Source organism: Blastomonas sp. AAP25, assembly GCF_001295965.1.
Lineage (GTDB): Bacteria > Pseudomonadota > Alphaproteobacteria > Sphingomonadales > Sphingomonadaceae > Blastomonas > Blastomonas fulva.
Genome location: NZ_LJHP01000001.1, coordinates 191,032 through 217,765, shown reverse-complemented (window position 1 = coordinate 217,765; position 26,734 = coordinate 191,032). Strand labels below are relative to the sequence as shown.

26 protein-coding genes are annotated in these 26,734 nt (G+C 64.9%); 8 read left to right on the top strand and 18 right to left on the bottom strand.

Translation table 11 applies throughout. From position 1 onward, the window contains the following. Positions 1-87: 87 nt before the first annotated feature. Positions 88-1,491 (top strand): amidohydrolase family protein, encoded by a 1,404-nt coding sequence (locus IP68_RS01080; protein ID WP_197275684.1) that lies wholly within the window; start codon positions 88-90, stop codon positions 1,489-1,491. Positions 1,492-1,500: 9 nt separating this feature from the next. Here IP68_RS01080 and IP68_RS01075 read toward each other — a convergent pair whose 3' ends face one another. Continuing rightward, positions 1,501-1,974, bottom strand: coding sequence for a MarR family winged helix-turn-helix transcriptional regulator (locus IP68_RS01075; RefSeq protein ID WP_162892589.1), 474 nt, complete (start codon positions 1,972-1,974; stop codon positions 1,501-1,503). A 273-nt stretch (positions 1,975-2,247) separates the two neighbouring features. On the opposite strand from IP68_RS01075, the gene IP68_RS20025 reads away from it, so the two are divergent. Continuing rightward, a complete protein-coding gene (locus IP68_RS20025) occupies positions 2,248-2,406 on the top strand; it encodes a hypothetical protein (RefSeq protein ID WP_156317886.1) in 159 nt (52 codons plus the stop codon). After that, on the top strand, positions 2,403-3,725 hold the full coding sequence (locus tag IP68_RS01070; RefSeq protein WP_197275683.1) for a M24 family metallopeptidase: 1,323 nt from the start codon (positions 2,403-2,405) through the stop codon (positions 3,723-3,725). Before IP68_RS20025 ends, IP68_RS01070 begins: the two co-directional genes overlap by 4 nt. An 18-nt stretch (positions 3,726-3,743) precedes the next feature. Here IP68_RS01070 and IP68_RS01065 read toward each other — a convergent pair whose 3' ends face one another. From IP68_RS01065 to IP68_RS01030, 8 genes are read right to left on the bottom strand one after another with little or no spacing between them, the layout of a single operon-like run. Further along, positions 3,744-4,919 carry an acyl-CoA dehydrogenase gene (locus tag IP68_RS01065; protein ID WP_054133097.1) on the bottom strand — a complete coding sequence of 392 codons (1,176 nt, stop codon included), beginning with the start codon at positions 4,917-4,919 and terminating at the stop codon, positions 3,744-3,746. Positions 4,920-4,937: 18 nt separating this feature from the next. Beyond that, complete coding sequence (locus tag IP68_RS01060; protein WP_054133096.1) at positions 4,938-5,348, bottom strand: RidA family protein; 411 nt, start codon at positions 5,346-5,348, stop codon at positions 4,938-4,940. Further along, positions 5,345-5,749 (bottom strand): thioesterase family protein, encoded by a 405-nt coding sequence (locus IP68_RS01055; RefSeq protein ID WP_054133095.1) that lies wholly within the window; start codon positions 5,747-5,749, stop codon positions 5,345-5,347. Before IP68_RS01055 ends, IP68_RS01060 begins: the two co-directional genes overlap by 4 nt. Beyond that, complete coding sequence (locus IP68_RS01050; protein ID WP_054133094.1) at positions 5,749-6,915, bottom strand: acyl-CoA dehydrogenase family protein; 1,167 nt, start codon at positions 6,913-6,915, stop codon at positions 5,749-5,751. Before IP68_RS01050 ends, IP68_RS01055 begins: the two co-directional genes overlap by 1 nt. Then, entirely contained in the window at positions 6,915-7,724 is an 810-nt protein-coding gene (locus IP68_RS01045) for an enoyl-CoA hydratase family protein (RefSeq protein ID WP_054133093.1), read from the bottom strand. Before IP68_RS01045 ends, IP68_RS01050 begins: the two co-directional genes overlap by 1 nt. Beyond that, positions 7,721-8,218 carry a MarR family winged helix-turn-helix transcriptional regulator gene (locus IP68_RS01040; RefSeq protein ID WP_231683600.1) on the bottom strand — a complete coding sequence of 166 codons (498 nt, stop codon included), beginning with the start codon at positions 8,216-8,218 and terminating at the stop codon, positions 7,721-7,723. Before IP68_RS01040 ends, IP68_RS01045 begins: the two co-directional genes overlap by 4 nt. Continuing rightward, positions 8,215-8,976 (bottom strand): SDR family NAD(P)-dependent oxidoreductase, encoded by a 762-nt coding sequence (locus IP68_RS01035; protein ID WP_054133092.1) that lies wholly within the window; start codon positions 8,974-8,976, stop codon positions 8,215-8,217. The genes IP68_RS01040 and IP68_RS01035 overlap by 4 nt, the downstream gene beginning before the upstream one ends. A gap of 1 nt (position 8,977) precedes the next feature. Further along, positions 8,978-11,278: a bifunctional salicylyl-CoA 5-hydroxylase/oxidoreductase gene (locus tag IP68_RS01030; protein WP_054133091.1), complete on the bottom strand. Its 2,301-nt coding sequence runs from the start codon at positions 11,276-11,278 to the stop codon at positions 8,978-8,980. 140 nt (positions 11,279-11,418) lie between these two features. Here IP68_RS01030 and IP68_RS01025 point away from each other — a divergent pair, with 140 nt between their 5' ends. Further along, positions 11,419-12,588, top strand: a complete 1,170-nt coding sequence (locus IP68_RS01025) for a pyridoxal phosphate-dependent aminotransferase (RefSeq protein ID WP_054133090.1) — start codon at positions 11,419-11,421, stop codon at positions 12,586-12,588. Between the two features lie 41 nt (positions 12,589-12,629). Next, a complete protein-coding gene (locus IP68_RS01020; RefSeq protein WP_197275682.1) occupies positions 12,630-14,282 on the top strand; it encodes a DUF885 family protein in 1,653 nt (550 codons plus the stop codon). 16 nt (positions 14,283-14,298) lie between these two features. Here IP68_RS01020 and IP68_RS01015 read toward each other — a convergent pair whose 3' ends face one another. From IP68_RS01015 to IP68_RS00990, 6 genes are all read right to left on the bottom strand, one after another. Beyond that, a complete protein-coding gene (locus tag IP68_RS01015) occupies positions 14,299-14,703 on the bottom strand; it encodes a RidA family protein (protein WP_054133088.1) in 405 nt (134 codons plus the stop codon). Positions 14,704-14,726: 23 nt separating this feature from the next. Next, positions 14,727-15,215: a VOC family protein gene (locus IP68_RS01010; RefSeq protein ID WP_054133087.1), complete on the bottom strand. Its 489-nt coding sequence runs from the start codon at positions 15,213-15,215 to the stop codon at positions 14,727-14,729. 109 nt (positions 15,216-15,324) lie between these two features. Continuing rightward, positions 15,325-16,686: an NAD(P)/FAD-dependent oxidoreductase gene (locus tag IP68_RS01005; protein ID WP_054133086.1), complete on the bottom strand. Its 1,362-nt coding sequence runs from the start codon at positions 16,684-16,686 to the stop codon at positions 15,325-15,327. Further along, positions 16,679-16,963, bottom strand: a complete 285-nt coding sequence (locus IP68_RS01000; RefSeq protein ID WP_054133085.1) for a (2Fe-2S)-binding protein — start codon at positions 16,961-16,963, stop codon at positions 16,679-16,681. Before IP68_RS01000 ends, IP68_RS01005 begins: the two co-directional genes overlap by 8 nt. Next, a complete protein-coding gene (locus IP68_RS00995) occupies positions 16,960-18,135 on the bottom strand; it encodes an FAD-binding oxidoreductase (RefSeq protein ID WP_054133084.1) in 1,176 nt (391 codons plus the stop codon). Before IP68_RS00995 ends, IP68_RS01000 begins: the two co-directional genes overlap by 4 nt. 5 nt (positions 18,136-18,140) lie before the next feature. Next, the gene (locus IP68_RS00990) at positions 18,141-19,061 is read right to left on the bottom strand and encodes a dihydrodipicolinate synthase family protein (RefSeq protein WP_054133242.1); all 921 of its coding nucleotides are present in this window, start codon (positions 19,059-19,061) and stop codon (positions 18,141-18,143) included. Positions 19,062-19,217: 156 nt separating this feature from the next. Between IP68_RS00990 and IP68_RS00985 the strand changes: the two genes are divergently transcribed. After that, entirely contained in the window at positions 19,218-20,114 is an 897-nt protein-coding gene (locus IP68_RS00985; protein WP_054133083.1) for a LysR family transcriptional regulator, read from the top strand. A 15-nt stretch (positions 20,115-20,129) separates the two neighbouring features. On the opposite strand, the gene IP68_RS00980 is transcribed toward IP68_RS00985, so the two are convergent. From IP68_RS00980 to IP68_RS00970, 3 genes are read right to left on the bottom strand one after another with little or no spacing between them, the layout of a single operon-like run. Beyond that, entirely contained in the window at positions 20,130-21,584 is a 1,455-nt protein-coding gene (locus IP68_RS00980; RefSeq protein ID WP_054133082.1) for a sodium:solute symporter, read from the bottom strand. Further along, a complete protein-coding gene (locus IP68_RS00975) occupies positions 21,581-21,838 on the bottom strand; it encodes a DUF3311 domain-containing protein (RefSeq protein WP_054133081.1) in 258 nt (85 codons plus the stop codon). Before IP68_RS00975 ends, IP68_RS00980 begins: the two co-directional genes overlap by 4 nt. A gap of 2 nt (positions 21,839-21,840) precedes the next feature. Continuing rightward, complete coding sequence (locus IP68_RS00970; protein WP_054133080.1) at positions 21,841-23,646, bottom strand: DUF885 family protein; 1,806 nt, start codon at positions 23,644-23,646, stop codon at positions 21,841-21,843. A 266-nt stretch (positions 23,647-23,912) separates the two neighbouring features. Between IP68_RS00970 and IP68_RS00965 the strand changes: the two genes are divergently transcribed. Both IP68_RS00965 and IP68_RS00960 read left to right on the top strand, forming a co-directional pair. Then, on the top strand, positions 23,913-25,217 hold the full coding sequence (locus IP68_RS00965) for an amidohydrolase family protein (RefSeq protein WP_054133079.1): 1,305 nt from the start codon (positions 23,913-23,915) through the stop codon (positions 25,215-25,217). A gap of 23 nt (positions 25,218-25,240) precedes the next feature. Beyond that, positions 25,241-26,497: an amidohydrolase family protein gene (locus IP68_RS00960; RefSeq protein WP_054133078.1), complete on the top strand. Its 1,257-nt coding sequence runs from the start codon at positions 25,241-25,243 to the stop codon at positions 26,495-26,497. The last annotated feature ends 237 nt before the right edge of the window (positions 26,498-26,734 follow it).

The following is a 26,734-nucleotide window of genomic DNA, read 5'->3' as shown; positions in this document are numbered from 1 at the left end:
TGACGCAAGGAAGCAAATCCAGCTTGTATCGTCAAGCCAATCGCGCTTTAATTCATGTGTATTTTCACATTTCCCTCGGAGGTTGCCATGGCCAGAATTTCCCGTCGTCGTCCGGTGCGGCTCGTGCGCAGGGCACGGAGCGTCGCGCTCGGCCTGATGCTGTCGGTGGCGGTGGTGCCTGCGCCCGGCCTTGCCGCGCATGCGCCGATCCCCGAGACCACCGATGACGCGCGGCGCCTGCCGATCCCGCCGGTGGATCGCAGCAACGAGCCGATCGTCGTGATGACCGGCGGCACGCTGATCGACGGGCGTGGCGGTGCGCCAGTCCCCAACGCGGTGGTGGTGACGCAAGGCGACCGGATCATCGCTGCCGGCCCGGCCGGATCGGTCTCGGTGCCTGTGGGGGCCGCGCGGATCATCGATGCGACCGGGCTTTTCATCATGCCCGGCCTGATCGACCTGCACATCCACTTCACCCAGCAGCGCTGCCACGATTTCGGCAAATATTCGGACAGCCCTGCGGGCGCGGCGATTCGCGGCGTGGCGCTGGCCGAGCAGCTGATCGGAGCCGGGATCACCGCCGCGCGCGATGTCGGGACTGTCGACGATGTCGCGCTGCGCATCAAGGAGGCAGTCGATCGCGGCATCATCCGCGGGCCGCGGGTGCTGTGGAGCGGCAGCATCATCGCCACCACCGGAGGGCATGGCGACGAAGTGACCTCGACCGCGACGGGACGGCAGAAGCCCGCAATGGGTGGTCCGAGCAAGGGGTTCAACGGCCCCTGGGAGTGGCGCACCGCAGTCCGCCGCCAGGTTCGCGGGCTGGCCGATTGGGTCAAGCTGGGCGCGCCTGCCGACCGGGAGGAGATCGTGGCCGCGATCGAGGAGGCCCATTCGCTGGGTGTCCCCGTGGCAATCGACAGCTATGGCCAGTATACCGACTGGGCGATCGAGGCCGGGGTCGACACGCTCGAACATCCGCTGGCGATGAGCGATCAGGCGGTTGCGCTGATGAAGAAGCACGGCACCGCGTTCGTGCCGACGATCGGTGCCTTCGACAACCTGCTGACCGGGGGCTATCCGACCGCAGGCATACCCACCGGCGGGTTCTATCACACGCATTCGCGCCGCTTCGTGATCGACCAGCAGGAGCATCTGGGCAAGGTGGCGCAGGCCTACCGCGCCGGAGTGCCGATCGGCGTGGGCACCGACATCCCGTTCGAGAATGAGACCCGATATCCCGACGCGTATTTTCGCGAGCTCGATTATCTGAGCCAGGCCGGGATGAGCAACGCCGATGTGCTGGCATCGGCTACCCGGGTCGGCGCGCAGATCATGCGGATGGGCGACAAGCTCGGGACGATCGAGTCCGGGAAGATCGCCGACATCCTGGTGCTCGGCGCCAACCCGCTGGCCTCGCTCGGCAATCTGCGCGATGTGCGCTATGTGCTCGCGGACGGCAGGCTGGTGGTCGAACAGCCGCCGCGCTGAGCGCTGAGGCTATTCGATCGGCAGCTTGCTGAGGTTGTCGCTGATCTTCTTCAGCGTGCGCAGCAGGTGCGAGATATCGCGGTTGCTGATCCCGACCATCGCGCGCGAGAACTGGCGTCCGACGATCGGCGTCAGCTTGCGCAGCGTCTGCTGTCCCGAAGGGGTCAGCGTTACCTCTGTGATGCGGTTGTCTTCCGGATTGGATTCGGTCGAGACCAGCCCCTGCTCGATCATCCGGTCGATGATCCGGCTGATCGTGGAGCGCTTGGTCAGCGCCGCCTCGGCAATCGTTCCAATACTCGCCGGCTGATGTTCACGCAGCACCGTCATCACACGATAGATCGGTTTGGAAACACCGTGCTTGTGCAGCACCTTGTCCATGTCTTCGTGATATTTGAAATCGGCATGCGCCATCAGGTAAAATGGCGAGTTTTCCAGGCGGAATGTCGGACTGCTCGGGTCATAGTCACCGCGATCTTCCACGTTCTCCCCTTCCTTCTGTGTCGATGCTGTCTTCGACCTTGCGTTCATGTGTTTCTCAAAAGCCCCAACTGATCAAGCGGTTCCATCGCTGTGCACCGTTCATGGCAGCCGAATTAGCCGAATACATATGTATTTGCACTGAGTTATCGCTTTCGAACGATTGAAAATGGATGGATGCTGCGATTGATTGTGTGCGAGCCCGCTACCGTCCCGGGCCACCCAGTCAAGCGGTTCGGTTGGGCTGGAGCAGATGCAAGCCGGTAGGAGAATGCCGTGACGGCGGGGAATGTGCCGGTCTTCTCGGCCCGCCGCAGTCATGCTCCACGCAATGAAATTGACAAAAATCGTGTGAAGTTGGATGTATTGCGCGATTGTCTGCTGCGCAACCTGCAGGGCAGGGCGATGCGCGAAAAAGGGAGTGGTTCAGGATGAAGGATCGTATCGGGTTGCGGATGCTGGCGGTGGCATCTTTGGTTCTTGCAAGCACCACCCCCGTCATTGCGCAGGAAGCGCGGCAGCGCTGGGAGCAGATGTGCCAGATTCGCAAGGACAAGCTCGACCTGATCCTGCCGCAAGCGATGCGCGAGAACGGTATCGATATGTGGATCGTCGCCTCGCGCGAGGGGCATGACGACCCCAACGCCGCGCTTCTGGGCGGCGGCTATGTCGGCGATATAGGCTATTATGTCTTCACCGACCCCGGCGAGGGGCGCATCGAACGCGCGGCGATGGGGGTTGGCGGCGCCGCTTTCGATCAGTGCCCGCTGTACGATGTCAGGAAATCGCCTGCCGAACTCAAGGCCTATGTTGCGCAGCGAAACCCGAGGCGCATCGGCATCAACATCGCCAGCGAGATCGGTACCGCCGATGGCCTGAGTCATTCGCTGCACGAAAGGCTGCGCGAGACGCTGGGCCCCGCTCTGTCGGCGCGACTGGTGTCCGCCGAAAAGCTCGTCTCCGATTTCCGCTCGCGCCACAGCGCTACCGAGATCGCGGCTTTTGCCCGCGCGGGCGAATATTCGCGCACGATTGCCGAGCGCGCGCTGTCGAGCGAGGTCATCACCCCGGGCAAGACGACCACCGGCGATGTCGCCTGGTGGATGATGGAGCAGCTGCACAACGAAGGGCTGGGCAACAGCTTCGGTATTCCCAGTATCTACATTCTGGGCCCCGGTCCGCGCGGCCCGGTGTCGGGCGATCATGTGATCCAGCGTGGCGACCTCATCACGATGGATTGGGGGGTGAACTTCCTGACCGCCTATACCGACATGAAGCGCATGGCCTATGTGCTGAAGGCGGGCGAGAACGCGCCGCCACCCGGAGTGCAGCGCGCGTTTGACAAGGCGCTCGAGATCCGGCGGATGATCCTCGATGTGATCAAGCCGGGGATCACCGCGGGCGATGCGCTCGCCGCGGTGAACAGCCGGGTTGCGCAGACGCCGGGGCTGGCACTCGGCCGCTATGATGACCCTGTTGCCGATCCCAAGGTGTCCGATGTCGTCATCGGCAGCCATTCGGTCGGCGATCTCGGGCATGGTTCGGGGCCATCGATGGCGGACTTCAACCCGCTGCGCATGACCTATACGCTTCAGCCCAGCAATTTCCTGTCGATCGAGCTGTTCCTCTACACCCCGGTGCCCGAATGGGGGACGCGAAAGATCAAGATCCCGCTCGAGGATAATGGCGTGGTGACCGAACGCGGGCTGGAATGGGCCTATCCCGCCAACAGCCGTATCCTGCTGGTCAAATAGCCGCGCCGGCCCGCGCAATCAGAAGGCAGGAATGCCCGTGATCGCGCGGCCTAGGATCAGCGCGTGGACGTCGTACGTGCCCTCATAGGTGTTTACCGTCTCCAGGTTCATCGCGTGGCGCATCACCTGATATTCGCCGCTGATGCCATTGCCGCCCAGCATGTCGCGCGCCATCCGCGCAATTCCCAGCGCCTTGTCGACATTGTTGCGTTTGACGATCGAGATCATCTCGGGCGCGAACTGGTCTGAATCCATCAACCGGCCCACGCGCAAGGATGCCTGCAGCGCGAGCGCGATATCGGTTTCCATGTTGGCGAGCTTGTTCTGGAACAGCTGGGTGGCCGCCAGCGGGCGCCCGAACTGGTGCCGGTCGAGACCATATTGCCGCGCGGTGTGGAAGCAGAATTCTGCCGCGCCGATCGCGCCCCAGCTGATGCCGTAGCGTGCGCGATTGAGGCACGAGAACGGTCCCTTGAGACCCTCGACATGGGGCAGCAGCGCGGAATCAGGCACCTCGACCTCATCCATCAGGATCATCCCGGTGATCGAGGTGCGCAGGCTGAGCTTGCCCTCGATCTTGGGAGCGGACAGGCCGTCCATCCCCTTTTCGAGCACGAAACCGCGGATCGCGCCATTGTGCGCGTCCGACTTGGCCCACACGACGAAGACATCGGCCAGCGGCGCATTGGAAATCCAGGTCTTGGCGCCGCTGATGCGATAGCCGCCATCGATCTTGGTAGCGCGGGTGCGCATTCCGCCGGGGTCGGAGCCCGCATCGGGCTCGGTCAGGCCGAAGCAGCCGATATATTCGCCGCTCGCCAGCCGGGGGAGATAGCGCATCTTCTGCTCTTCCGAGCCGAACGCATAGATCGGGTACATCACCAGGCTCGACTGCACGCTCATCATCGAACGATAGCCCGAATCGACTCGCTCGACCTCGCGCGCGACAAGACCGTACGCGACATAGGATGCGCCGACCCCGCCATAGACCTCGGGAATGGTCGGGCCAAGCAGGCCGAGCGCGCCCATTTCGCGGAAGATTTCAGGGTCCGTGGTTTCCTGGGCAAAGGCATCGATCGCGCGCGGCGCGAGGCGGTCCTGGGCATAGGCCTGCGCCGAATCGCGGATCATCCTCTCGTCCTCGTCGAGCTGCGCGTCGAGCAGGAACGGGTCGGCCCAATCAAAACTCTGCATGATACACTGTCCTTAGGATTACGCGCTGGCGGGGGGAACGACCGCGGTGGTTTCAATCTCGACCCTGGCGTCAGCCTCGACCAGGCCGGCAACCTGAACCACCGCCATCGCCGGAAAGTTCCTGCCGATCAGCTCGCGATAGGCCGCGCCGATGGCGGGAAGGCTGGCGATATATTCGTCGCGGCTGGTGACATACCAGGTCATCCGCACGATGTGCGCGGGACCGGCCCCTGCCTCGGCGAGAACCGCAAGGGTGTTGACCAGCACCTGACGGAACTGGCTGGCCAGATCGTCCCCGACGATGCGCTCGTCGGCATCGAAGGCGACCACGCCGGCGGTGAACACCAGCCGCCCGGTGGCAGCCACGCCGTTCGCATAGCCGCGCGGCCTGGGCCAGCCGGGGGGCAACAGGGTCTGATGAGCGGTCATGCGCTTTCCTCGATCAAGCGTTCGTGCAATTCAGGCGGCCACGGGCGCGATGTGCCCTCGGCCAGGTCGGTCAGCACCTGGGTGTAGCGCACCGAAAAGCGGCGCTCGCATGCGCAATCGATATCGACATTGAGGTCGACCGAACTGCGTCCCACACGGGTGACGGTGACGGTGAAATCGAGCATGTCGCCCAGGCGGCTGGGGACCGCGAAGTCTGCCGTCAGCGTGACTGTCGGCAGGCCGAGCCCGCGGTCGACGTGCATCTCGCGCCGGGTGATGCCCAGAACCGCTGCGGTCCAGTCCTCGATCGCGGCATCGCACAGCTCGAAATAGCGCGGATAATAGGCAATGCCCGCAGGGTCGCAGTGCGCAAAGCGCAACGGCAGGGTGGTGCGGAACATCAGTTCGCGCTTTGCGCGAGATGCTGGCGGGCGATGACGACCTTCTGCACTTCGGAGGCGCCTTCATAGATCCTGAGCGCGCGAACCTCTCGGTACAGCGCCTCGACCGGCGCGCCGACAGTAACGCCCATGCCGCCGAACATCTGCACCGCCTTGTCGATCACCTGCTGCGCGCTGTCGGTGGCGTGCAGCTTGGCGAGCGCCGCCTCACGCGTGTTGCGCTGCCCCATCACGTCGCGCAGCCAGCCTGCGCGATAGATCAATAGCGCCGATGTATCGACATCGAGCACCATCTCGGCGAGCTTGGACTGAGTGATCGCATTGTCGGCGAGAGTCCCTGCGCCAAGCTTGCGCACCTTGACCCGCGCGGTCGCCTCTTCGAGCGCGCGGCGGGCAAAGCCCAGCGCCGCTGCGCCCACGGTCGTGCGGAAGATATCGAGCGTTGCCATCGCAGCGGCAAAGCCCCGGCCCGATTCGCCCAGCAGCGCGGTTTCGGGCAGCGCCATGTTGGTGAAGGTCAGCGTTGCGAGCGGGTGCGGGGCGATGACCTCGATCCTTTCGGTCACCGCAAGTCCTGCGGTATCCGCATCGACGATGAACGCCGATACGCCCTTGGCACCCGGTGCCTCGCCGGTGCGAGCGAACAGCACGTAATAGTCCGCGATGCCGCCGTTGGAGATATACGTCTTGGCACCGTCGATCACATAGCCGCTGGCGGTACGCCGCGCGGTCGTTTGCATCGAGGCGACGTCCGATCCGGATTCGGGCTCGGTCAGCGCGAAGGCTGCAATCTTGCGACCGGCAGCGACGTCGGGAAGATAGCGCCGCTTCTGGTCTTCGGTGCCGAGCAGGCTGATCGTCCCCGAACCCAAGCCCTGCATCGCGAAGGCGAAATCGGCCAGACCCGAATAACGCGCCAGCGTCTCGCGGATCAGCGCCAGCGAGCGGATGTCGAGCTGCTCGTGCACCCCGCCATAAGCAGCCGGGACGCAATAGCGCAGCCAACCTGCCGCACCCAGCGCCGCCACCAGATCGCGGCACGCCGCGTCGATATCGTGCGGGTGATCGTCGGAAAGGTTCGCCGCACACCAGGCATCGAGCTCCATGCCCAGGCTGCGATGGCTGTCATCAAGGAACGGCCAGTCAAGAAAGCTGCGGTCTGCCATCAATCACCTTTGAACTCTGGAGTGCGCTTGTCGGCAAAGGCCTCGAAGGCGCGGCGGAAATCGTTGGTCGCCATGCAGATCGCCTGGGCCTGCGCTTCCATCTCGATTGCGGTTTCGACCGACACCGCCCACTCGATGCCAAGCTGGGTCTTGGTGATGCCGTGCGCGAAGGTCGGGCCGGCGGCGATCGAGCGCGCCAGCTTTGTCGCCTCGCCGATCAGGTCTTCGGCTGCAACCAGGCGGTTGTGAAAACCCCAGCGTTCGCCTTCCTCGGCGCTCATCATCCGCCCGGTGTAGAGCAGGTCGGATGCGCGGCCCTGGCCGATGATCCGCGGCAGGATCGCGCATGCACCCATGTCGCACCCGGCCAGCCCGACGCGGGTGAACAGGAACGCGGTCTTGGTGGCAGGGGTCGCCAGCCGCAGGTCCGATGCCATCGCCATGATCGCGCCTGCACCGACGCAGATGCCGTCGATCGCGGCGACGATCGGCTGCGGGCAGGCGCGCATCGCCTTGACCAGATCGCCGGTCATCCGGGTAAACGCGAGCAGCTCGGGCATTGCCATCTTGGTCAGCGGGCCGATGATCTCATGGACATCGCCGCCCGAGGAGAAATTGCCGCCCGCGCCGGTGACGATGATCGCCTTGACGTCGGTGGCATAGACCAGCGCGCGGAAGGTATCGCGCAGCTCGGCGTAGCTTTCAAAGGTCAGCGGATTCTTGCGGTCGGGGCGGTTCAGCGTGACCGTCCCGACGCCATCGGCGAAATGCCAGCTGAAATGCTCAGGCGAAAAGCTCTCGGGGTTCATGGCTGTTCCTTTCCTTTGTCGTCGGCCAGCGAGATCTTGAGTGCGCCGAGCAGATCGTACAGCGCGGCGCGCTGGTCGCGGGTCAGCCCCTCAAGCATCATGTCGATCCATTCGTGATGCGCCTCGGCGATCCCTGAAAAGCATTCGCGGCCCAGCTGGGTCAGCCGCACGATCGAGGCGCGGCCATCGGTGGGCGAGGGGGCGATGCTGATGTAGTTGTCGCGCGCCAGCGTCTGGACGACGCCGGTGACATTGCCGTTCGAGACCAGAAGCTCCTGCGACAGCTGTCCCATCGTCATCCCGGCGGGGTTGCGATCGAGCGCCGCCATCACGTCAAAACGGGGCAGGGTGATGCCGTACTGGTCGGCAAAGCGTCGCTTGAGCCGCTTTTCGATCACTGTGGTGCAGGTCAGCAGCCGCAGCCACAGCCGGACATTGCTGCGATCGACCATCTCGCCGTCATGCTTTTCGCGGATTGCGCTCGCGCCTGTCACATCACTTCTCCACCGGCGACCATGATTGCCTGGCCCGTGACCGATCGGCTGGCGGGCAGGCACAGCCACAATGCCGCCTCTGCGACCTCGGCCGGGTCGATCAACCGGCCCTGCGGATTGAACCGGGTGAGCTGTGCGCGCGCCTCATCCGCGGTGCGGCCGGTTTTGGCCTGGATGTTGGCGATGGCATCGCCGACGATGTCGGTATCGGTAAAGCCCGGGCACACCGCGTTGGCGGTGAGGCCGGTGTGCGCAAATTCGGTGGCAAGCGCGCGCATCAGGCCGATCGCGCCATGCTTGGAGGCGACATAGGGCGCGGTGTAGCCATAGCCCTTGACCCCGGCGGTCGATGCGACGGTGACAATCCGGCCCGATGGAGCTGCGAGCAGGTCGGGGAGCGCCGCCTGACAGCAGTGGAACAAGGCGTCGAGATTGACCGCCATCGTCTGGCGCCAGGCTTCAGCCGTGACCTTGGCGAAAGGTGCGCTGGGCGCGATGCCGGCGTTGTTGACGAGGATGGCGATAGGGCCATGCGCGGCGCGGGCGGATGCGAAGGCCGCATCGACCGCAGCCCGGTCGGTGACGTCGGCCTGCGCGATACAGGCGCCGGGCAGGGTGGCGGCAATGGCGTCCAGCGCCTCGCGCCGCCGCCCGATCAGCGTCAGCTGCGCACCTTCGCGCGCCAGCGCCTGCGCGATGGCGGCGCCGATGCCCGAGCCGCCCCCGGTGACGACCGCGTGAAGTCCCTCCAGCCGCATATCAGCCTCTCAGTGCCGCTTCCTGCTCCGCCGCGCGCTGCATGTTGCGTGCGAGCTGCCCCATGCCGCTCAGATAAGCTGGCGGAACGGCGACACCGCGATAGCCATGCTGCGCCGCCGCGCGCAAGGTCCACATCGGATCGATCATGTGCGGACGGCCCAAGGCGACAAGGTCTGCACGGCCCGCCGCGAGGATCGAATTAACGTGGTCGGTCTCGTAGATATTACCCACCGCCATGGTCGAGACGCGCGCCTCGTTGCGCACCTGGTCGGCAAACGGGGTCTGGAACATGCGGCCATAGACCGGCTGGCAGTCGGCCCAGGTCTGGCCTGCCGACACGTCGATCAGGTCCGCGCCTGCCTCGTGGAACGCCTGCGCGATGCGCACCGCTTCCTCGGGGGTGACGCCCTGGTCGCCCATCCAGTCGGTTGCCGAGATGCGAACCGACATCGGTTTGTGCGAGGGCCATGCCGCGCGCATCGCGGTGAAGACCTCGAGCGGGAAGCGCAGCCGGTTCTCGAGGCTGCCGCCATAGTCGTCGGTGCGATGATTCTGCATCGGGGTGATGAAGCTGGAGAGCAGATAGCCGTGCGCGGCGTGCATTTCGACCATGTCGAACCCGGCGTCGATCGCCATCCGGGTGGCGGCGACGAACTGGTCGTGCACCATGTCCATGTCGGCACGCGTCATCGGGCGAGGGGTCTGGTTGGCATCGCTCCAGGGAACGTCGGATGCGGCGATCAGCGGCCAGTTGCCGCTGTCGAGCGGCTCGTCCATTCCCTCCCAGCCGAGCTTGGTCGATCCCTTGGCGCCCGAATGGCCCAGTTGCAGGCACATCTTTGCCTTGCTGTTGTGGTGGACGAAGTCGGTGATCCGCTTCCAACCGGCGACATGCTCGGGTGTGTACATTCCGGGGCAGCCCGGCGTGATGCGGCCCTCAGGCGAGACGCAGGTCATCTCGGTATAGACCAGCCCCGCGCCGCCCTGCGCACGGGTGCCATAATGCACGAAATGGAAGTCGCCCGGCGTGCCGTCGGTGGCGCTGTACATCGCCATGGGCGAGACCACGATGCGGTTGGCAAGCTCGAGTTCGCGCAAGCGGAACGGCGCGAACATCGGCGGCGCGCCGGTGTCGCGGCCGCCCGGCGCCTGCGTCTGGAACCAGCGCTCGACGCCCTCCAGCCAGGCCTGATCGCGCAGCCGCAGATTTTCGTGGCTGACCCGCTGCGAGCGGGTGAGCAGCGAATAGGTGAACTGGATCGGCGCGAACGGCAGATAGCGGTCGAGCGTCTCGAACCATTCGGTCGAGTTGCGCGCACTGTTCTGCAGCTTGAGCACCTCGATGCTGCGTTCGGCCTGATATTCCGCCAGCGCATCGGCGCGCGACAGTCCGGGGCGGTTGAGCACTTCGGCAAGCTTGATCGCGTCCTCGAGCGCCAGCTTGGTACCCGATCCGATCGAGAAATGCGCGGTGTGCGCCGCATCGCCCAGCAGCACGAACTTGTCGTACGACCACTGGCCGGTGATGATCCGGCGGAAGTTGAGCCACGCCTGCGGTCCGGGCAGATGGGTGGCGTTGGACATCAGCGCGTTGCCGTCCAGGTGCTTGGCGAACAGCTTTTCGCACAGCGCGATCGCCTCGGGCTGATCCATCGTGTCGAGGCCAAGACCGGTCCAGGTCTCGGGCGCCATCTCGACGATAAAGGTCGAAAGCTGGTCGTCGAAGCGATAGGCATGCGCCCAGACCCAGCCCGCTTCGGTCTGCTCGAAAGCGAAGGTGAAGGCGTCGAACTGCTTGGCGGTGCCGAACCAGAAGAACTTGTTCTTCTTGACCTGGATGTCGACGTCGAAGTGCTCGACATGCGCGGTGCGGATGCGGCTGTTGGCCCCGTCGGCGGCAATGACGAGGTCGAACTCGGCCCAGTCTGCAGGGTCGGTGCTCGCCTCGTGCTCGAAGTGCAGGCCGATGCCCAGATCGCGCGCGCGCTGCTGGAGGATCGCGAGCAGGCGTTTGCGGCCGATGCCGATAAAGCCATGGCCGCTGGAGCGGATACACTCGCCATGGATGTGGACGTCGATGTCGTCCCAATGGGTGAACTCGTCGCGGATGGTCGCGCCGCTGACCGGGTCGTTTGCCATCAAATTTTCGACCGTCTGGTCGGAAAAGACGACGCCCCAGCCAAAGGTGTCATGCGGACGGTTGCGCTCGTACACATCGATGACATGATCGGGATTGTGCAGCTTCATCGATATCGCGAAATACAGCCCAGCAGGCCCTCCGCCGACGCATCCGATCTTCATCGCGCTACCCTTTCCAGTCCAGACTCGATGGGCATGATCCTATGTCGGGCAGCAAATTGCTTCAAGCCTAAAATTTTAAGCTTGAAATATCGTATATCACACAATTATTCACGTGTATGGGAATCACCGGAGAACAGAATATGAAGTGGCCAGCACAACGCCTGATGTCGGGATCCAAGAAGAGCTTCGGCATGTACGACGAGGCCTCGAAGCTCGATGCGCAGGGGGTGGACCTGATCCATCTGGAGTTCGGACGGCCGCACGCCGATACCCCCGATCACATCAAGCAGGCGACCAAGGCTGCGCTCGATGCGGGCATCGTGCATTATGGCGATTTCCGCGGGACGCTGTCGTTCCGCCAGGCGCTGGTCAAGAAACTGCGCGATTTCAACAAGCTGGATTACGGCGTTGACGAGGTGCTGGTCACCAATGGCCTCACCCACGCCTCGTTCGCGGCGTTCATGGCGGCGATCGATTCGGGCGACGAGGTGATCCTGCTCGATCCGTATTACCCGCAGCACATCGGCAAGACCGAGCTCGCCGGCGGCAAGGTGGTGATCGCCGGGCTCGACAAGGCGAACAACTTTGCGATCTCGAAGGAGAAGATCGCCGAGAAGATCACCGATCGCACGCGGATGATCGTGCTGATCAACCCCGCCAATCCCACGGGCAGGGTCTATACCCGCGACGAGCTGCAGAACGTGGCCGATCTGGCGATCGAGCACGACCTTCTGGTGCTGTCGGACGAGGTCTATGAATACATCACCTACGATCAGGCGCAGCACATCAGCATCGCCAGCCTGCCCGGGATGCGCGAGCGGACGATCACCTGCTTTGCTTTCACCAAGGCCTATTCGATGGATGGCTGGCGCGTCGGCTATGTCACCGCCGATGCAAAGCTCATGCCCGCGATCCTCACCATTGCGATGACCGACGTGACCCACGTCAACGTGTTCGTGCAGGAGGGCGCACGCGCCGCGGTCGAAGGGCCGCAGGATGCGATGCTGGCGATGGTCGAGGCCGATCGGCGCAAGCGCGACATCGTCGTCCAGGCGCTCAACCAGATGCCGGGTGTCACCTGCGCCGCGCCCGAAGCCACGATCTATGCCTTTCCCGACATCAGCGGCACCGGGCGCAGCTCGCAGGACATTGCCATGGCGATCCTGAAAGAGGCGCATGTCGTCGTCGAGGCGGGGAGCTTTTACGGTCCTGCCGGGGAGGGCCATTTGCGGGTGTGCTTCGGATCGGAATCCGAAGCGCGGGTGACCGAGGCGATGGAGCGGCTCAGCCGTTTCTTCAACGCGCTATAACGGATAAGATCGATCAGGCCGTCACGACAGGGAGAAAGATGATGAAACTCAAGATGCGTGTGATGGCGGCCTTGCTGGCTCTCCCGATGGTTGCGACGGCGGGGTCTCTTCCGGCCGTGGCGCAAGCTGCGCCTGCGTCCGCCAGCCATGCCGATCTGGTGGCGCTGTACGACGAGTTCCGCGCCTTTGTCGCACCCGAGATGGTCGATGGCCTGCCCGATTACTCGCCCGCTGCAATGGCGCGGCAATATGAAGGGCTGCGCAGCTTTCAGGCGCGGTTGAAGGCGATCGACGACAGCCGCTGGCCGGTCAGCGAACGCGTCGATTACATGGTGGTCCTCGCCGAGATGCGGGGCCTGGAATTCCAGCACCGCGTGATGCAGCCGTGGAAGCGCGACCCTGGCTTCTACAGCGTCACCAATCTGGGCTTCGGGCCCAAGATGCACGGTGCTTTCGGTATTCCCCAGCTTCCGCTCGCTGCCGACAAGGCCAAGGTGCTGGCGGCCAAGCTCGATGCGGTGCCCGGTGCGCTGCGCCAGGCACGCGCCAGCCTTACCGACGCGCGCGGCGATCTCGCGCGGTTGGCGATCGTGCAGAAGCGGGTCGAGATGAACGTCTTCGGCGAGCTGGCTACGTCTGCTGCCAAGCTGCAGCCCGAACTGGTCGAGCCCGCAAAACGCGCCCAGGCCGCCGCCGCAGACTTCAAGGCGTGGCTCGAATCGATCGAGGCCGGGCTTCCCGCGCATGGTGGCGTGGGCAAGGACAACTATGCCTGGTATCTCAAGAACGTGCTGCTGCTGCCGTACACGCCCGAGCAGGTCGAGACCATCGGCGAGCGCGAATATCAGCGGCAGCTCACCTTCCTCAAGATCGAGGAGCACCGCAACCGGGCGATTCCGATGCCCGATCCCGTCACCACGCGCGCCGCGTTCGATGCCAAGCGCAAGGCCGAGGACGAGCATCTGCTCAAGCTGCTGCGCGACGGCGACTGGGTCACCATCCCCGATTATGTCGAGCATGATCCCGAAGAGGGGCCCTATCAGTTCCCGTTCGATCGGGATCCATCCAAGCCGGGGCTGTTCGACCCGCCGCTCAACCTCCATTTCTTCTTCCAGGCCGAGTTCCGCGACGGTCTGCCGCTGCGCGCGCACAATCTTCCCGGGCATATGTTCGATTCGCTGCAGGCCGCGCGCGACACGCGGCCTGTTCGCGGCAAGCCGCGGCTGTTCTTCGTCAACGGGCTGCGCAACGAAGGCTGGGCTTTCTACATGGAAGAGATGATCCTGCAGGCCGGGATGCTCGAGGACAGGCCCAAGACGCGCGAGATCGATTATATCCTGGGCGCCAAGCGCGCGGCGCGGATCATTCCCGAAATCCGGATGCAGGCCAATGAATGGACCTGGCAGCAGGCCAATGAATCGCTGATCGCGCGCACGCCCAAATGGATGAAGCCCGGCGATGCCGTGGCGCAGTTCGATATCGAATTGTACCTGCGCCAGCCGGGCTATGGCATTGGCTACTATATGGGCAAGGTCGAGCTCGAAAAGCTGCTCGCCGATGTCGCGATGCAGGAAGGCGAGGCGTTCGACATCAAGTCGTTCCACGACCGCTTCCGCGCGGCAGGATCGATCCCGATCTCGCTGATCCGCTGGGAAATGACCGGGCTCGACGACGAGATCAAGGGTCTGCGCTGACTCCGGGCAACCGCGATCAGTCGATGACCGCGGTTGCCTCGATCTCGATCAGAAAGTCCGGCAGGGCGAGGGCCTGAACGCCGATGACGGTGTTGGGTGCGGGGATGGCGCCGTCATAAAATGCGCCCACTTCGCCCAGAACCGGGCCCAGCTTGTCGGGGCTATGCCCGACGATATAGGTGCGCAGGCGGACGATATGCGCAGGCGTCGCGCCGACCTCGGCAAGCACCTGCTTGAGGTTTGCGAGCGCCTGACGCGTCTGCGCGGCAAGATCATCGCCGCCGACCACGTTGCAATCCTTGTCCCAGGCGACCTGTCCGGCAAGGTGCACCGTGCGGCCTCCTGAATGGATCGCCGCGTGCGAAAAGCCATAGCCGACAGCGTCGTACATTCCGGCGGGGTTGATCTTGGTGTTGGTCATGCGCTGTTCCTTAGGTGCGGGTGTCAGTCGACGATCTCGAGATGGTGCCCGAACGGATCGAGCACATAGACATTCTTCTTGCCCGCCAGCGGCCCGGCATCGATGTGGATGGTCTCGAGCGGAGTGCAGCCATAAGCGGTGAGATAGGCGAGCGCCTTGTCGACATCATCGACCTTGAGCCCGAGATGATGGCCGCCGCGGTCGCAGTTGCGCGGCAGGTCGGTGCGGCGATCGTCGGGCTTGTCGTATTGGACCAGTTGGAAGTTCATGTTGTCGGTGAGCTTCATCATCACCAGCGTCATCCGCGCGCCGGGCACCCCGACATGGCTCGCCATCCAGTCGACGCCCTGGTCATCGACCGGCATATCGGCGGCATCAAGCGGGCCCATCCGGAACAGCTCCTCCGCGCCGATGACGTCGCGGTAGAAGGCCAGCGCCGCCTCCAGATCCGGGACGGTCCACGAGATGTGGTCAACCGAGAGGAATACAGGCTTTTCGGGTGCTGGTGTCATGCGCGTGTCCCCATGTTGCGAGGGCCCATATTGCGGCGCAAGGTGCGAGCCTGCAACGCAATGAATACGGAAAAGTCGTTGCCAGCAACGCAATGATCGCGAACGCCGGTCATTGCGGCGGCAACAGGTCGGCGATCGCTACCGGGCGCGCCGGAAAGCGTGCGGTAAAGCCCGCCTGCGCGGGCCCCCCGGCAGCGGCGATCATCCTGAGCAGGCTGGGCTCGCAATTGCGCCCCTGGCACACGCCCATGCCGCAGCGGGTGGCAAGCTTGATCGCGTTGGCGGATTGGCAGCGAGCCAGCTGGGCGGCGATTGAAGCCTGATCGACATCCTCGCAGCGGCAGATGATCGTGTCGGCCGACGATGCGGGAAGATAGGCGCTGGGATCGGCAACATCATCGAGCAGCGCGGCGAAGGCGCGGTGCTGGGCGAGTTCACGTCGCGGCTGGCGTGCAGCGGTTTCGGCAGCGTCACGCGAGATCAGCCCCAGATCGAGCGCGATGCCGATCCCGGCCAGCGCACCTCCGGCAGCTGCGGCTGCGGCGCCCGCAACGCCGGTGGTCTCGCCCGCCGCAAAAAGGCCCGGCACCGATGTGCGCATGAAATCGTCGTGCTTGCACGCCCAGCCGCCCGCTGGACCCGCTGCTGCCATCTGCGCGCCCGCCATGCGCGGCAACGCAGATTGCGGCACGAAGCCATAGCACAGCCCGACCGCGTCGCAGTCGATCGCCCCGCCGCTGGTCTGCGCCCCCGAGACGCGATCGGTGCCGGTCAGCGCCTCGAGCGAGGTTCCGTAGCGGACCGGCGTTCCCGCCCGCGCCAGCGTCTTCACCGCGCCTGCGGTCGCCAGCAGATCGGGGGCGCGGCGCAGGGCTGCTGCCGGATGGCGGGCGAGAGCTGCGATCATCGCGCTGCGCGGTTGCGCGAACAGCACGGCTGCGACCGATCCTCCTGCAGCGACAATCTGCGCGGCGATGATCAATTGCAGCGGATGCGTTCCGGCGAGCAGGACGCGCTTGCCCACCAGCAATTGCTGCCCCTTGATGAACGCCTGGATGCCGCCCGCCGCATAGACCCCGGGCAGCGTCCAGCCGGGAAGCGGCACGGCCAGGTCGTGGCATCCCGCTGCGATCAGGATGTGCCGTGCGGCGATGGTTGTGGCGCCATCGGGGCCGAGGGCGATGATCGATCCGCTCTGCAGCCCGATCACCGAATGCCCGCCCAGCCACTGGACGCCATCCAGCGCCTGGAACCGTTCGAGCAGCTGCTTGAGCGGCCGGTAGCTGCGTTCTTGAAGCCAGCCGCGCACTGCAAAGCGGGCAGGGGGCTGGCGCAGGATCTGCCCGCCCGGCCGGGGTTGTTCGTCGATAACGACAAGCGAAAGGCCGCGTCCGGCGAGCGCCAGCGCAGCGGCCTGGCCCGCAGGTCCTCCGCCGATTATCGCGACATCGCATTCGATCCGGTCAGCCACGGGTGGAGACCTCCATGCCGTCTGCTGCAGGCGCAAGGCAGGCGCGCACCCGGCGACCGGTGGCGAGATCGGTCACCAGGCATTCGTAGCAGCTGCCCATGTTGCACAGCAGCCCGCGCGGGCGGCCACGCTGGTCGGTGCGGAAGGCATCGAGCCCGCCCGCGAGCATTGCGGTCGCCACCGTCTCGCCGGCAAAGCACGCGACCGGCTGGCCGTCGACCAGGATCGCGATCGGCTCGCCGCGCTCGACATCCTGCGTGATCCGTTCGGCGCTCATCCCATGAATCCGTTCAAATGCTCGAACCTTGCCGGAGAAAGCAGCGACAGCTCGTCTGCGTCTCCCCCCATCATCGCATCGGCCATCAGCCGCGCAAAGGTGAGACCGAGCGTGAACGCCGATCCCCCTGCCGCGACCCACAACCCGGGCATGCGCGGCACCGGGCCGACGATCGGCAGCTGGTCGGATGTGATCGCGGTGACCCCGGTCCAGCTGCGGATCAGGTTGAGCCGGGTGACGCCGGGCACCACGTCGCGCGCCGCCAGCAGATTGCCGGTCAGCGACTCCGGGATCATCTGTGCCTTGGCCGAAAGGTCGAACCCGCCGTTGCTGGTCTGCGCGAGCCGCGAGGGCCAGCCGCCACCGATCAGCAGATTGCCCGCGTGCGTCTGCTTGAGCGACAGCCGCCGCCCGACATGCTGCACCAGATGCGGCACCATCGGTGGAACGCGCTCGGTAGCGTTCATCAGCAGCGCCACCGGATAGATCGGCATGTGAATGTTGATCAGCGCGCAGATATCCGCGCTCCACGCGCCTGCCGCCACCAGCAGCTGGTCGGCGGAAAGGGCAAGCCCGTCGCCTCGGATGACGAACCTTCCGCCCTCGCGCGCGATCGTCTGGACGCGGGTACCCGTGCGAACCGTGGCCCCTTCGCGCTTGATCGCTTCGGCGAGCGCGGGCGTGATCGCACGCGGATCGGCATGCCCCTCATCGGCCGAGAAGTTCGCCGCCAGAATGCCGGGCGAGAGATAGGGGGCGATCGCGCGCGCCTCGTCGCCATCCAGCGTGCGCACCGCCAAACCCTCACGGCTTTCGCGCGCGGCCTTGGTCTCGAGCAGCGCGACCTGTCCGGCGGTTTCGGCGACCATCAGCCCGCCGTGCATCGCGACATGCAGATCGGCACCAAGCTCCTGCTCGATCGTCCGCCAGTCGATGACCGCGTGGCGGCTGAGCGCGACGATCTGCGCGCCCTGCTCGGCAAGGGCGTCGCCGTTTTCGAGAAAGCGGCGCTCAATCTGGAAATGCAGCGACCCGGCGTTCTGGCCCGAGGCGCCCGCATTGATGTCACCGGCCTCGACCAGCACCACCGAGGCGCCCTTGCGCGCGAGCTGCCAGGCCGTCGCACAGCCGACCAGCCCGCCTCCGATGATTGCTACGTCCGCCCGCTCCATCGATCCTAGATGCGCCCGAGCGTGGCCAATGTCTCCCGGATTCGTTCGACATCCTGCGCGGATACGTCCTGCAGCGGCGGGCGGACATAGCCGCCGGGGAGGCCCTGGACGTTGAGCGCAGCCTTGAGGATGGCAGGCCCGGACCCGAACCGTCCCACCAGTTCGGGCGTGTACCACGCATCGAGGATCAGCCGGTCCTTGCGGCCGCATTCGCGCGCAGCGGCAATATCGCCTGCCCAAAGATGATTGTAGAAATCGGCATGGATCCGCCCCAGCACGCCGCCGGCGCCCATCGTGCCGTCGCCGCCGCGCGATTCGAGCAGCGCCAGACCATGCTCGTCCATCGCATGGCCGAAGATGCGCAATTCGTCCTTGAGCGCGAAAAAGGTGTCGAGGAACTTGCGCAGATCGCTGGTGGATTGCTTGATCGCGACGACATTGTCGAGCCCGGCGATGCGCTTGAGCAGGTCGAGCGGCATGTCGATGCCGGTGCCCGGGGGCCAGTTGTACACGCAGATCGGCAGCCGGCTCCGTGCCGAAATGTCGCGATAGAAGCCGAAGATCTCGTCGGGAAGCGGCCGGTAATACGGCGGTGGTGTCACCACGATGCCGTCAAAGCCGCTATCTGCGGCGTGATCGGCGAGGTCCAGCACCCGCTCGGCGGTGAACGCGGTGCACCCGGCGAGCAGCGGCAGCTTGCCGCCGAGCTGGTTGCCTGCCGCCGAGAACAGCGTCTTGCATTCCTCGGGCGACATGCTGGGCCATTCGCCGGTCGTCCCGGCGATGAGGAGCCCGTGCATCCCTTCACTGTGGAGCCATTCGAGCAGCGTGCCCAACGCGGAGAGATCGAGATTGCGATCCACATCGAACGGTGTGGTGATCGCCGGGATATATCCCTGCCAACTGGCGCGCGATCTTTTGTTCATCAATTCGGCTCCCCTGTTCCGGACATACAGCATAGCACCCCGATAGGCCAAGCTGCCTTGGCAGCAAGGACATCAAAAGACGAAAATGGTTGCGTTTATCGCAACGAATGGCATTTTGAGTTCCAGATTTGCAACGGTTGCCAAGGAACTGCGAGAATGTGGGACAATGCGCTGCACTATTTTTACGAGGCCGCAAACCTCGGCTCGATGCGTCTGGCGAGCGACAAGATCGGGGTCGCGACCTCATCGATCAGCCGCCAGATCGCGCAGCTGGAAAGCGAGATGGGTATCGCGCTGATCGAGCGTGGCCGTCGCTCGATCCGGCTGACCGAGGCGGGGCAACTGGCGTTCGATTATCACAAGAACCAGATGGCCGACCGGGAGGCGCTGCTCAACCGCATCCAGGAACTGCGCGAGGTCAAGTCCGGACGGATTGATCTGGCGATCGGCGAGGGGTTCTTCGGACCCTCGTTCACCGCGCTGATCGAGAGCTTCCAGCGGCGCAATCCGGGGATATCGATCACCGTCACCAGCTGTGCCAGCTCCGAGATCATCCGCATGGTGCTCGACGACGAGGCGCATATCGGCATGATTCTGCACACGACGAGCGAACCCAAGATCCGCACGCGCAGCACGGTGGAACAACCGCTGATGGTGCTGTGCGCGCCCAATCATCCTGCGGCTGCGATGGAGGCGCTGACCATCGCCGATCTCGGCCGCTTCGATCTGTGCCTGCCGCCGCAGGGGTTCCGCATCCGCAGCACCTTGAACCACGCCGAAAAGCGCGCGCAGGTGTGGCTTGAGCCGCGGTTGGTCACCACATCGATCCAGATGATGCGCGAGATCGCCAAGGCCGGGCGCGCGCTGACCGTGCTGCCGCGAATTTCCGCGCTGGCCGAGCTCGACGAAGGCAGTCTGGTTGCGCGGCCGTTGCTCGACGATGCGATCGAGCACAGCACGGTGAGCCTGATCCACCGGCTGGGCCGCCAGCTCGAGGGCGCGCCCGCGCGGCTGATGGGGGTGCTGGAGACGCGGCTGAAGAGCTGGAGCTGATGCCAAGATTTCGGCTCAGGCAGGCTGCGCTGCAAGCGCTGCGCGTCGCGGCCAGGCGAGGCAGACGGCTGCGGTCACCACAGCGTTGATGGCCATCGCCACCAGCCCATGGTCCCATTCGGGCAGCAGCGCACTCCACAGCGTCTGTGCCTGCGGCAACAGCAGCGCGGCATAGCCCACCACGATCCCCGCCAGCACACCCCAGGCATGCGCGCGCGGCCAGAGGAAGGCGAAATACACGCCCGGCGCGAGCATGCCGATCGCGGCATACGCCGATAGTCCGATCTCGACCAGCGATCGCGACCCCCCCAAAGTGAGCCACACCGCGATCGCGGCAAACACGATCATCGACAGCCGCGAGGCGAGCAGCGAGGCGCGGTCGGACAGGCTTGGCATCATCGGCAGCAGGATGTTGCGGCTGAAGATCGATCCCGCGGTGAGCAGCAGCACCGATCCCGGAACCAGCGCGAGCAGGCACGCGGTGCCCGCAAAGATGCCGATCGCCCAGGGCGGGTACCGGTCCGACACGAACTGCAGCAGCACCGCATTGGTATCGCCGCCCTCGGGCTGGGTGCCTGCAAGCAGCGCGGCCAGCCCCAGCAGGATGATGAAGAAATAGGACAGGGAATACAGCGGTTGCCAGATCGCGTTGCGCCGGATGGTTGCCTCTGTCCCGGCGGAAAAACACAATTGAAACAGGTGCGGCAAGATCCAGTTGCCCAGCGCAACATTGAGCGCGGCGGTCATCAGCCAGATGGTCGAGAGACCGGCCTCGGGCTGCAATCCGGGCAATCGGCCGATCCCGGGATACTGATCCTGCGCCAGGCGGTAGACATCGAGCATCGAGGTGGCACCGACCTTGGAGGCAACGGTAATGCACAGGCAAATCACGATCACCACCATCAGCACGTCCTTGACCCCGGCGGCAAACGCAGCGGATCTCAGGCCTGCGAAATAGACGAAGGCCAGCATCACCACCGCGGCGATCAACGCTGCTGCGATGGTCGAGACCTCTGGCCCCAAAGTGAGGCGCACGATCAGGCTGAGCGCGACGATCTGGATCTGGACATAGACCACCAGCGCGGCGATCCCGGCGATGCCGACGACCACGCCGAGCCAGGTTGCGTTGTAATGGCTGGCAAAGAAATCCGCCTGGGTCACCAGGGCAAACCTGCGGCCAGCGTTCCAGATGTTGGGCATCAGCCAATAGCCGATGGTCGCGGACAGCGAGACCGAAGTCAGCGCCAGATAGGCCGGCGCGCCATGCGCCCAGGCGAAGCCCGATATGCCCAGCACCGCAAAGGTCGTGTAGATCTCGCCCGCGTTCAGGAACCAGAACACCAGCACGCCAAAGCGGCGACCGCCCACCGCCCAGTCGGCCAGCGTCTTGGCCTTGGCATGCCGCCGCGCCGAGAGCAGCGCTCCCGCCATCGTGCCCAGCACCACCGCCAGGGTCAGCGCGAGGATCATGCGGCTTCTCCCGTGGCCGGGGTGTCATCATCCGGGCCCTCGAACTCGGGGTGCTTGCTGTCGATCGAGAAGATGAAAGCGATGACCAGCGACGTGATCACGATCCCCGCCATTTGCCACACCATCGGGAAGGGCAGCGAAAACGGTCGCCAGGCGATGTCGTTGACCAGCGGAATGCCGCCGATCTGCCAGAGGAACGGAATCAGCAGCAGCCAGCGATGGCGGCGTGAAACCGCCGGGGAAGCAGGCGCCATGCTCAGGCCTTTCCGCCGCCCGCGGTGATCCAGCTGCGGATCTTCGCGCCGAGCACGTCCATCGGCAGCGCGCCGGTGGAGAGAACCTGATGGTGATAATCGCGGATATCGAAGCGCGGGCCAAGCGCCTTGGCGGCGGCGGTGCGCAGTTCGCGGAATTTCAGCTCGCCGATCTTGTACGAACAAGCCTGGCCGGGATAGGCGATATAGCGGTCGATCTCGACCACCACGTCGCGCGGTGCCATCGAGGTGTTGGCGAGCATATAATCGATCGCCTGCTGCCGACCCCAGCGCTTGGCATGGATGCCGGTATCGACCACCAGCCGCACCGCGCGCAGCATTTCCATGTCGAGATGTCCGAACAACTGCATCGGATCGGTGAACATGCCGAGCTCCGACCCCAGCGATTCGGCATACAGCCCCCAGCCTTCGGTATAGGCGGTCGCCTGGCCGTGGCGCAGCAGCGGCGGCAGGTCGGCATTCTCGGCCGCGAGCGTCAGCTGGAAATGGTGGCCCGGAATGCCCTCGTGCAACGTCAGCGTCTCGAGCGTCGGGATCGGCCGGGTGCCCAGCATCGACATGTTGAAGAACAGGATCCCCGGCGACACGCCATCGGGCGGGCCGACGCGGTAATAGCCGGTGCCGCGCTGGTCGCCCAGTGCGGGCAGCGGGCGGACCTCGAACGGCGCCTTGGGCCTTGCGTGGAACAGCCGCGGGATCGCCGGCCAGATCCGCTCCTCGATCGCCTTGAACCGGCCGAGCAGCTCTTCCGGCGTCTTGCAATAATAGCGCGGGTCGGTGCGGACATGCTCGAAGAATGCCTTGAGGTCGCCGTCGAAGCCGACCTTGGCGCGCACCGCCTCCATCTCCGCACGGATGCGCGCGACTTCGGAAAGGCCGAGCTGGTGGATGTCGTCGGCCGAGCGCGTGGTCGTGGTATGCCGCGCCAGATCCCAGGCATAAAGCGCATCGCCGCCCTTCATCGCCCACAGCCCCGGCGCTTCGGGCGCATCGGGCAGATAGGTGTCGCGCAGATAGGTCGCCCAGCCGCGATAGGCGGGGTAGACCTTGCCTTCCACCGCCGCGCGGAACGCCGCATTGATCCGCTTGCGCTCGTCGGCTGCAATGCTGTCGGGCATGCGGGTGATGCCCGTCCAGAACGGGCTCTGCTCCACCGGCAGCTTCAGCATCGCATCGACCTGCGCCAGCACGTTGGCGACGATCACCTTGGGCTGCAGATAGCCCTGGGCGCGGCCCTGCTTCAGCCGGGCGATCGTGCTGTCCATGTACCCGACAAAGCCATCGATCCTCACCAGCGCCGCGTCGTAATCCGCAGGTGTCGCAAAGGGCGCGGCCCCGCTCGAGAGGAAATCGGGGAACTCGATGTGCAGCCCGAACGAGGGGTTGAGCGGCGCCATGCGCTGGACCTCGAACAGGCCGCTGTCGAACAGGGTCAGCGTCTGCCGGGTCTGATAGTCGAACACGTCATATGCGATGCGATCGGCTGCGGGCAGGCCGGTGCGATCGATCGCCTTGAGATCGGCCAGCGCAACCACTTTGTTGGCGCGCAACGCCTTGGCGTAATTATCGCCCAGCGGATCGACGAACAACGCGCCTGCGCTCTTGCCCGTGCGCGCGGCGCGCAGCGGGTTGAGCGCGGCATCGGCGGCCTCGCTGCGTTCGAGCAACGCGCGCAACGCCTGGGACGCGGACGAACCCTGCGCCATAGCGGGCAGCGGCGTCAGCGTGCTGGCGGCCATCGCGCTGATCAGCGTCCGGCGCGAGAGTTGGAAAGACGGACTGTGCATGGCGGGTCCCCGAGTTGCTTTTCGCTTGTTGCTGATCGTGTCGCACCAGCGCAATAATGCAAGCCGGAGAGGCGGGAGGGTGCAAAACCCCGTGAAAGAGCCAAAAGCGCGGTAATCCGGGCATTTGCAAGGCATGTCGTTGTCTTTGGCGTAGCCTTATCGTCGTTACGTTGCGTCTGGCGCAATGAATTTGCGCGGTCTAGCGCATTGTTTTCCACAGCCATTGCCTCAGGCTTGGCGCCACACACCTATGGAGGGTCCCGAAAATGAATCGACCGCATGTCTTGGCTGCCTTTGCCGCAAGTCTGGGGCTGGCCGCCACTCCGGTTGCAGCCCAGCCGCGGGCCGATGCGCCCGTGATGACCGCGCTGGTCGGCGGCGCGGTGGTCGACATCGACAGCGGTGCATCGATCCGCGATGCGGTGGTGCTGATCGAGGGCGAGAAGATCGTGCGCGTCGGCCCGTCCGCGAGCATCGCCGTGCCGCCGTCCGCCAAGGTCGTGCGGATGGACGGCAAGTGGCTGGTGCCGGGTCTGATGAACATGCACGTCCATTTCGGGCTGAAGCTACCCGGTGCCGAGGGTGCCGAGCTGATGAACGAGAAGGATGGCGAACAGATCCTGCGGATGGCGGCGAATGCGCACCGCACTTTGCTCGCCGGAGTGACCACGGTGCGCCTGACGGCCGAGGACCGCGGGCTCGACTTCATGCTCAAGCGCGCCATCGGCAAGGGTCAGGCGATCGGGCCGAGGATCGAATCGGCAGGCGAACTGATCGTGCCCACGGGCGGTCATGGCTCGCTCGAGGCCGACGGCCCCGCCGAGCTGAGCAAGGCGGCGAGGCTGCAGATCAAGGCCGGCGCCAGCTGGATCAAGATCGCGATTTCGGGCGGCATATCGGACACCCATGGCGATATCTCCGCCGCGCCGATGACCGATTCAGAGCTCTCGACGATCATCGAGGTCGCGCATCGCAACGGCGTCAAGGTCACCGCGCACAACGGTTCGTCCGAGGCGGCGATGCAGGCGCTCAAGTTCGGCGTGAACTGCTTCGAGCATGGCTATCACCTCAACGATCAGGTTCTCACCGAGATGAAGAAACAGGGGACATGGCTGGTCCCGACCATCGTGGTCAGCCAGCCCGGTGCCTATCAGTTCTATCGCAAGATCGGTTCGCCCGAATGGTATCTGGAACGGGTCGCATCGACCGGCAAGGACCATTGGGCGGTGCTGCAAAAGGCGATCCGCATGGGGGTCAATGTCGCGCTGGGGACCGATCAGTTCCCGTTCGAGCCCAATGGCGGCACCACCGCCACGGTGGCCGAGGCCGAGCTCTACCACAAGGCAGGCATGACGCATCTGCAGGCGCTGCAGGCCGCAACCATCCGTCCGGCGGCGATGCTGGGTGTCGACAAATCGGTCGGGCGCATCACTGCGGGCCAATATGCAGATATCGTCGCGGTCGCAGCCGATCCCACCAAGGACATCTCGGCGCTGCGCACGCTCGACTTCGTGATGAAGGGCGGGGTGATCTATCGCAACGACACCGCGCCTGAAACCATCGCGCGCTGAACCGGTCACACAAGGGACGCCCCATGAAATATCCTCTGCTCGCCTTCACCGCCTTGTGTGCCACGCTTGCCTCGCCTGCCTCTGCGGAGACGATTGCGCTGGTCGGCGGCACGGTCGTCGATCTCGCCGGCAAGGCGCCGATCCGCGATGCGGTGGTGGTGATCGAGGATGAGCGCATCCAGGCGATCGGGCCGCGTGCATCGACCAGCGTGCCATCCGGCGCCAGGGTGATCCCGATGGAAGGCCGCTGGCTGATCCCCGGGCTGATGAACATGCATGTCCACCTCGCGCTCAACCTTCCGGGGGCATCGCGGATCTACAACGAAACCCCCGATTCGATGGTGCTGCGCTCGCTCGACAACGCGCAGAAGTCGCTGCACTCGGGGGTCACCACCATCCGCCTGACCGGATCGGACGCGGGGGTCGATTTCACGCTCAAGCGCGCGATCGACGCTGGCATGTTCGATGGCCCGCGCATCCACACCGCAGGATCTTCGATCGTCGCCACCGGCGGGCATGGCAAGACCGAGGTCAACGGCCCGGCCGAGTTTTCGCGCGCGGTCCGCGAGCAGGTGAGGGCCGGGGCCACCTGGATCAAGCTGGGCATATCGGGGGGCATTTCCGACACGCATGGCGATATCGGGGCATCCCCCTTCACCGATGCCGAGCTGACCACCGCGATCGAGGTCGCGCATCGCAACGGGGTCAAGGTCACCGGCCATACCGGCTCGCCGATCGCGTCCGAGGTCGCGATCGATGCAGGGATCGACGCGTTCGAGCACGGCTATTTCCTGACCCCGCCGGTGCTCAGGAAGATGAAGCAGAAGGGGGTGTGGTTCATCCCGACGATCGTCGTGTCGCAGAGCGGCGCAAGGGAATTTTACCGCAAGATCGGGTCGCCGCCCTGGTATCTCGACCGAGTGGATTCGGTCGGCAAGGCGCATATCCAGTCGCTGCGCGATGCGATTGCCGCAGGCGTCAGCATCGCGCTGGGGACGGACCAATATCCCTGGGAGCCCAATGAAGGCACGACGGCGACGGTGCGCGAGGCGGAGATCTATGTCGATGCCGGTATGACACCCGCACAGGCGCTGCGTGCAGCCACGATCGAGCCTGCAAGGATGCTGGGCGTCGACAACGAGGTCGGTGTTCTCAAGCCCGGCTATTATGCCGACATCGTCGCGCTTGATGCCGACCCCACCGCCGATATCGCCGCGCTGCGCACCATCGGGTTCGTGATGAAGGGCGGCAAGGTGATTCGCGATGATCGCCAGCGTTGAGGCGGCCTGGGCAAGCTCGGGAAGCCGACTGGCCTGTCGAACAACGTACTGAATAAAAACAGATTGTCAGTGCGCTGAAAGACGCAGCTGTTTCTCCGTGGGAGGCAGTTTGGCTCGGCCAGTCCAACGATATCGCGTCTAGTTTGCATCCAGCGCAACGAAAGCGGATTTACAATGTTGTTGAAACAACGCTTCAACTGACGGACACTTCACGTAACGGCACGGTCAATCGGTCGC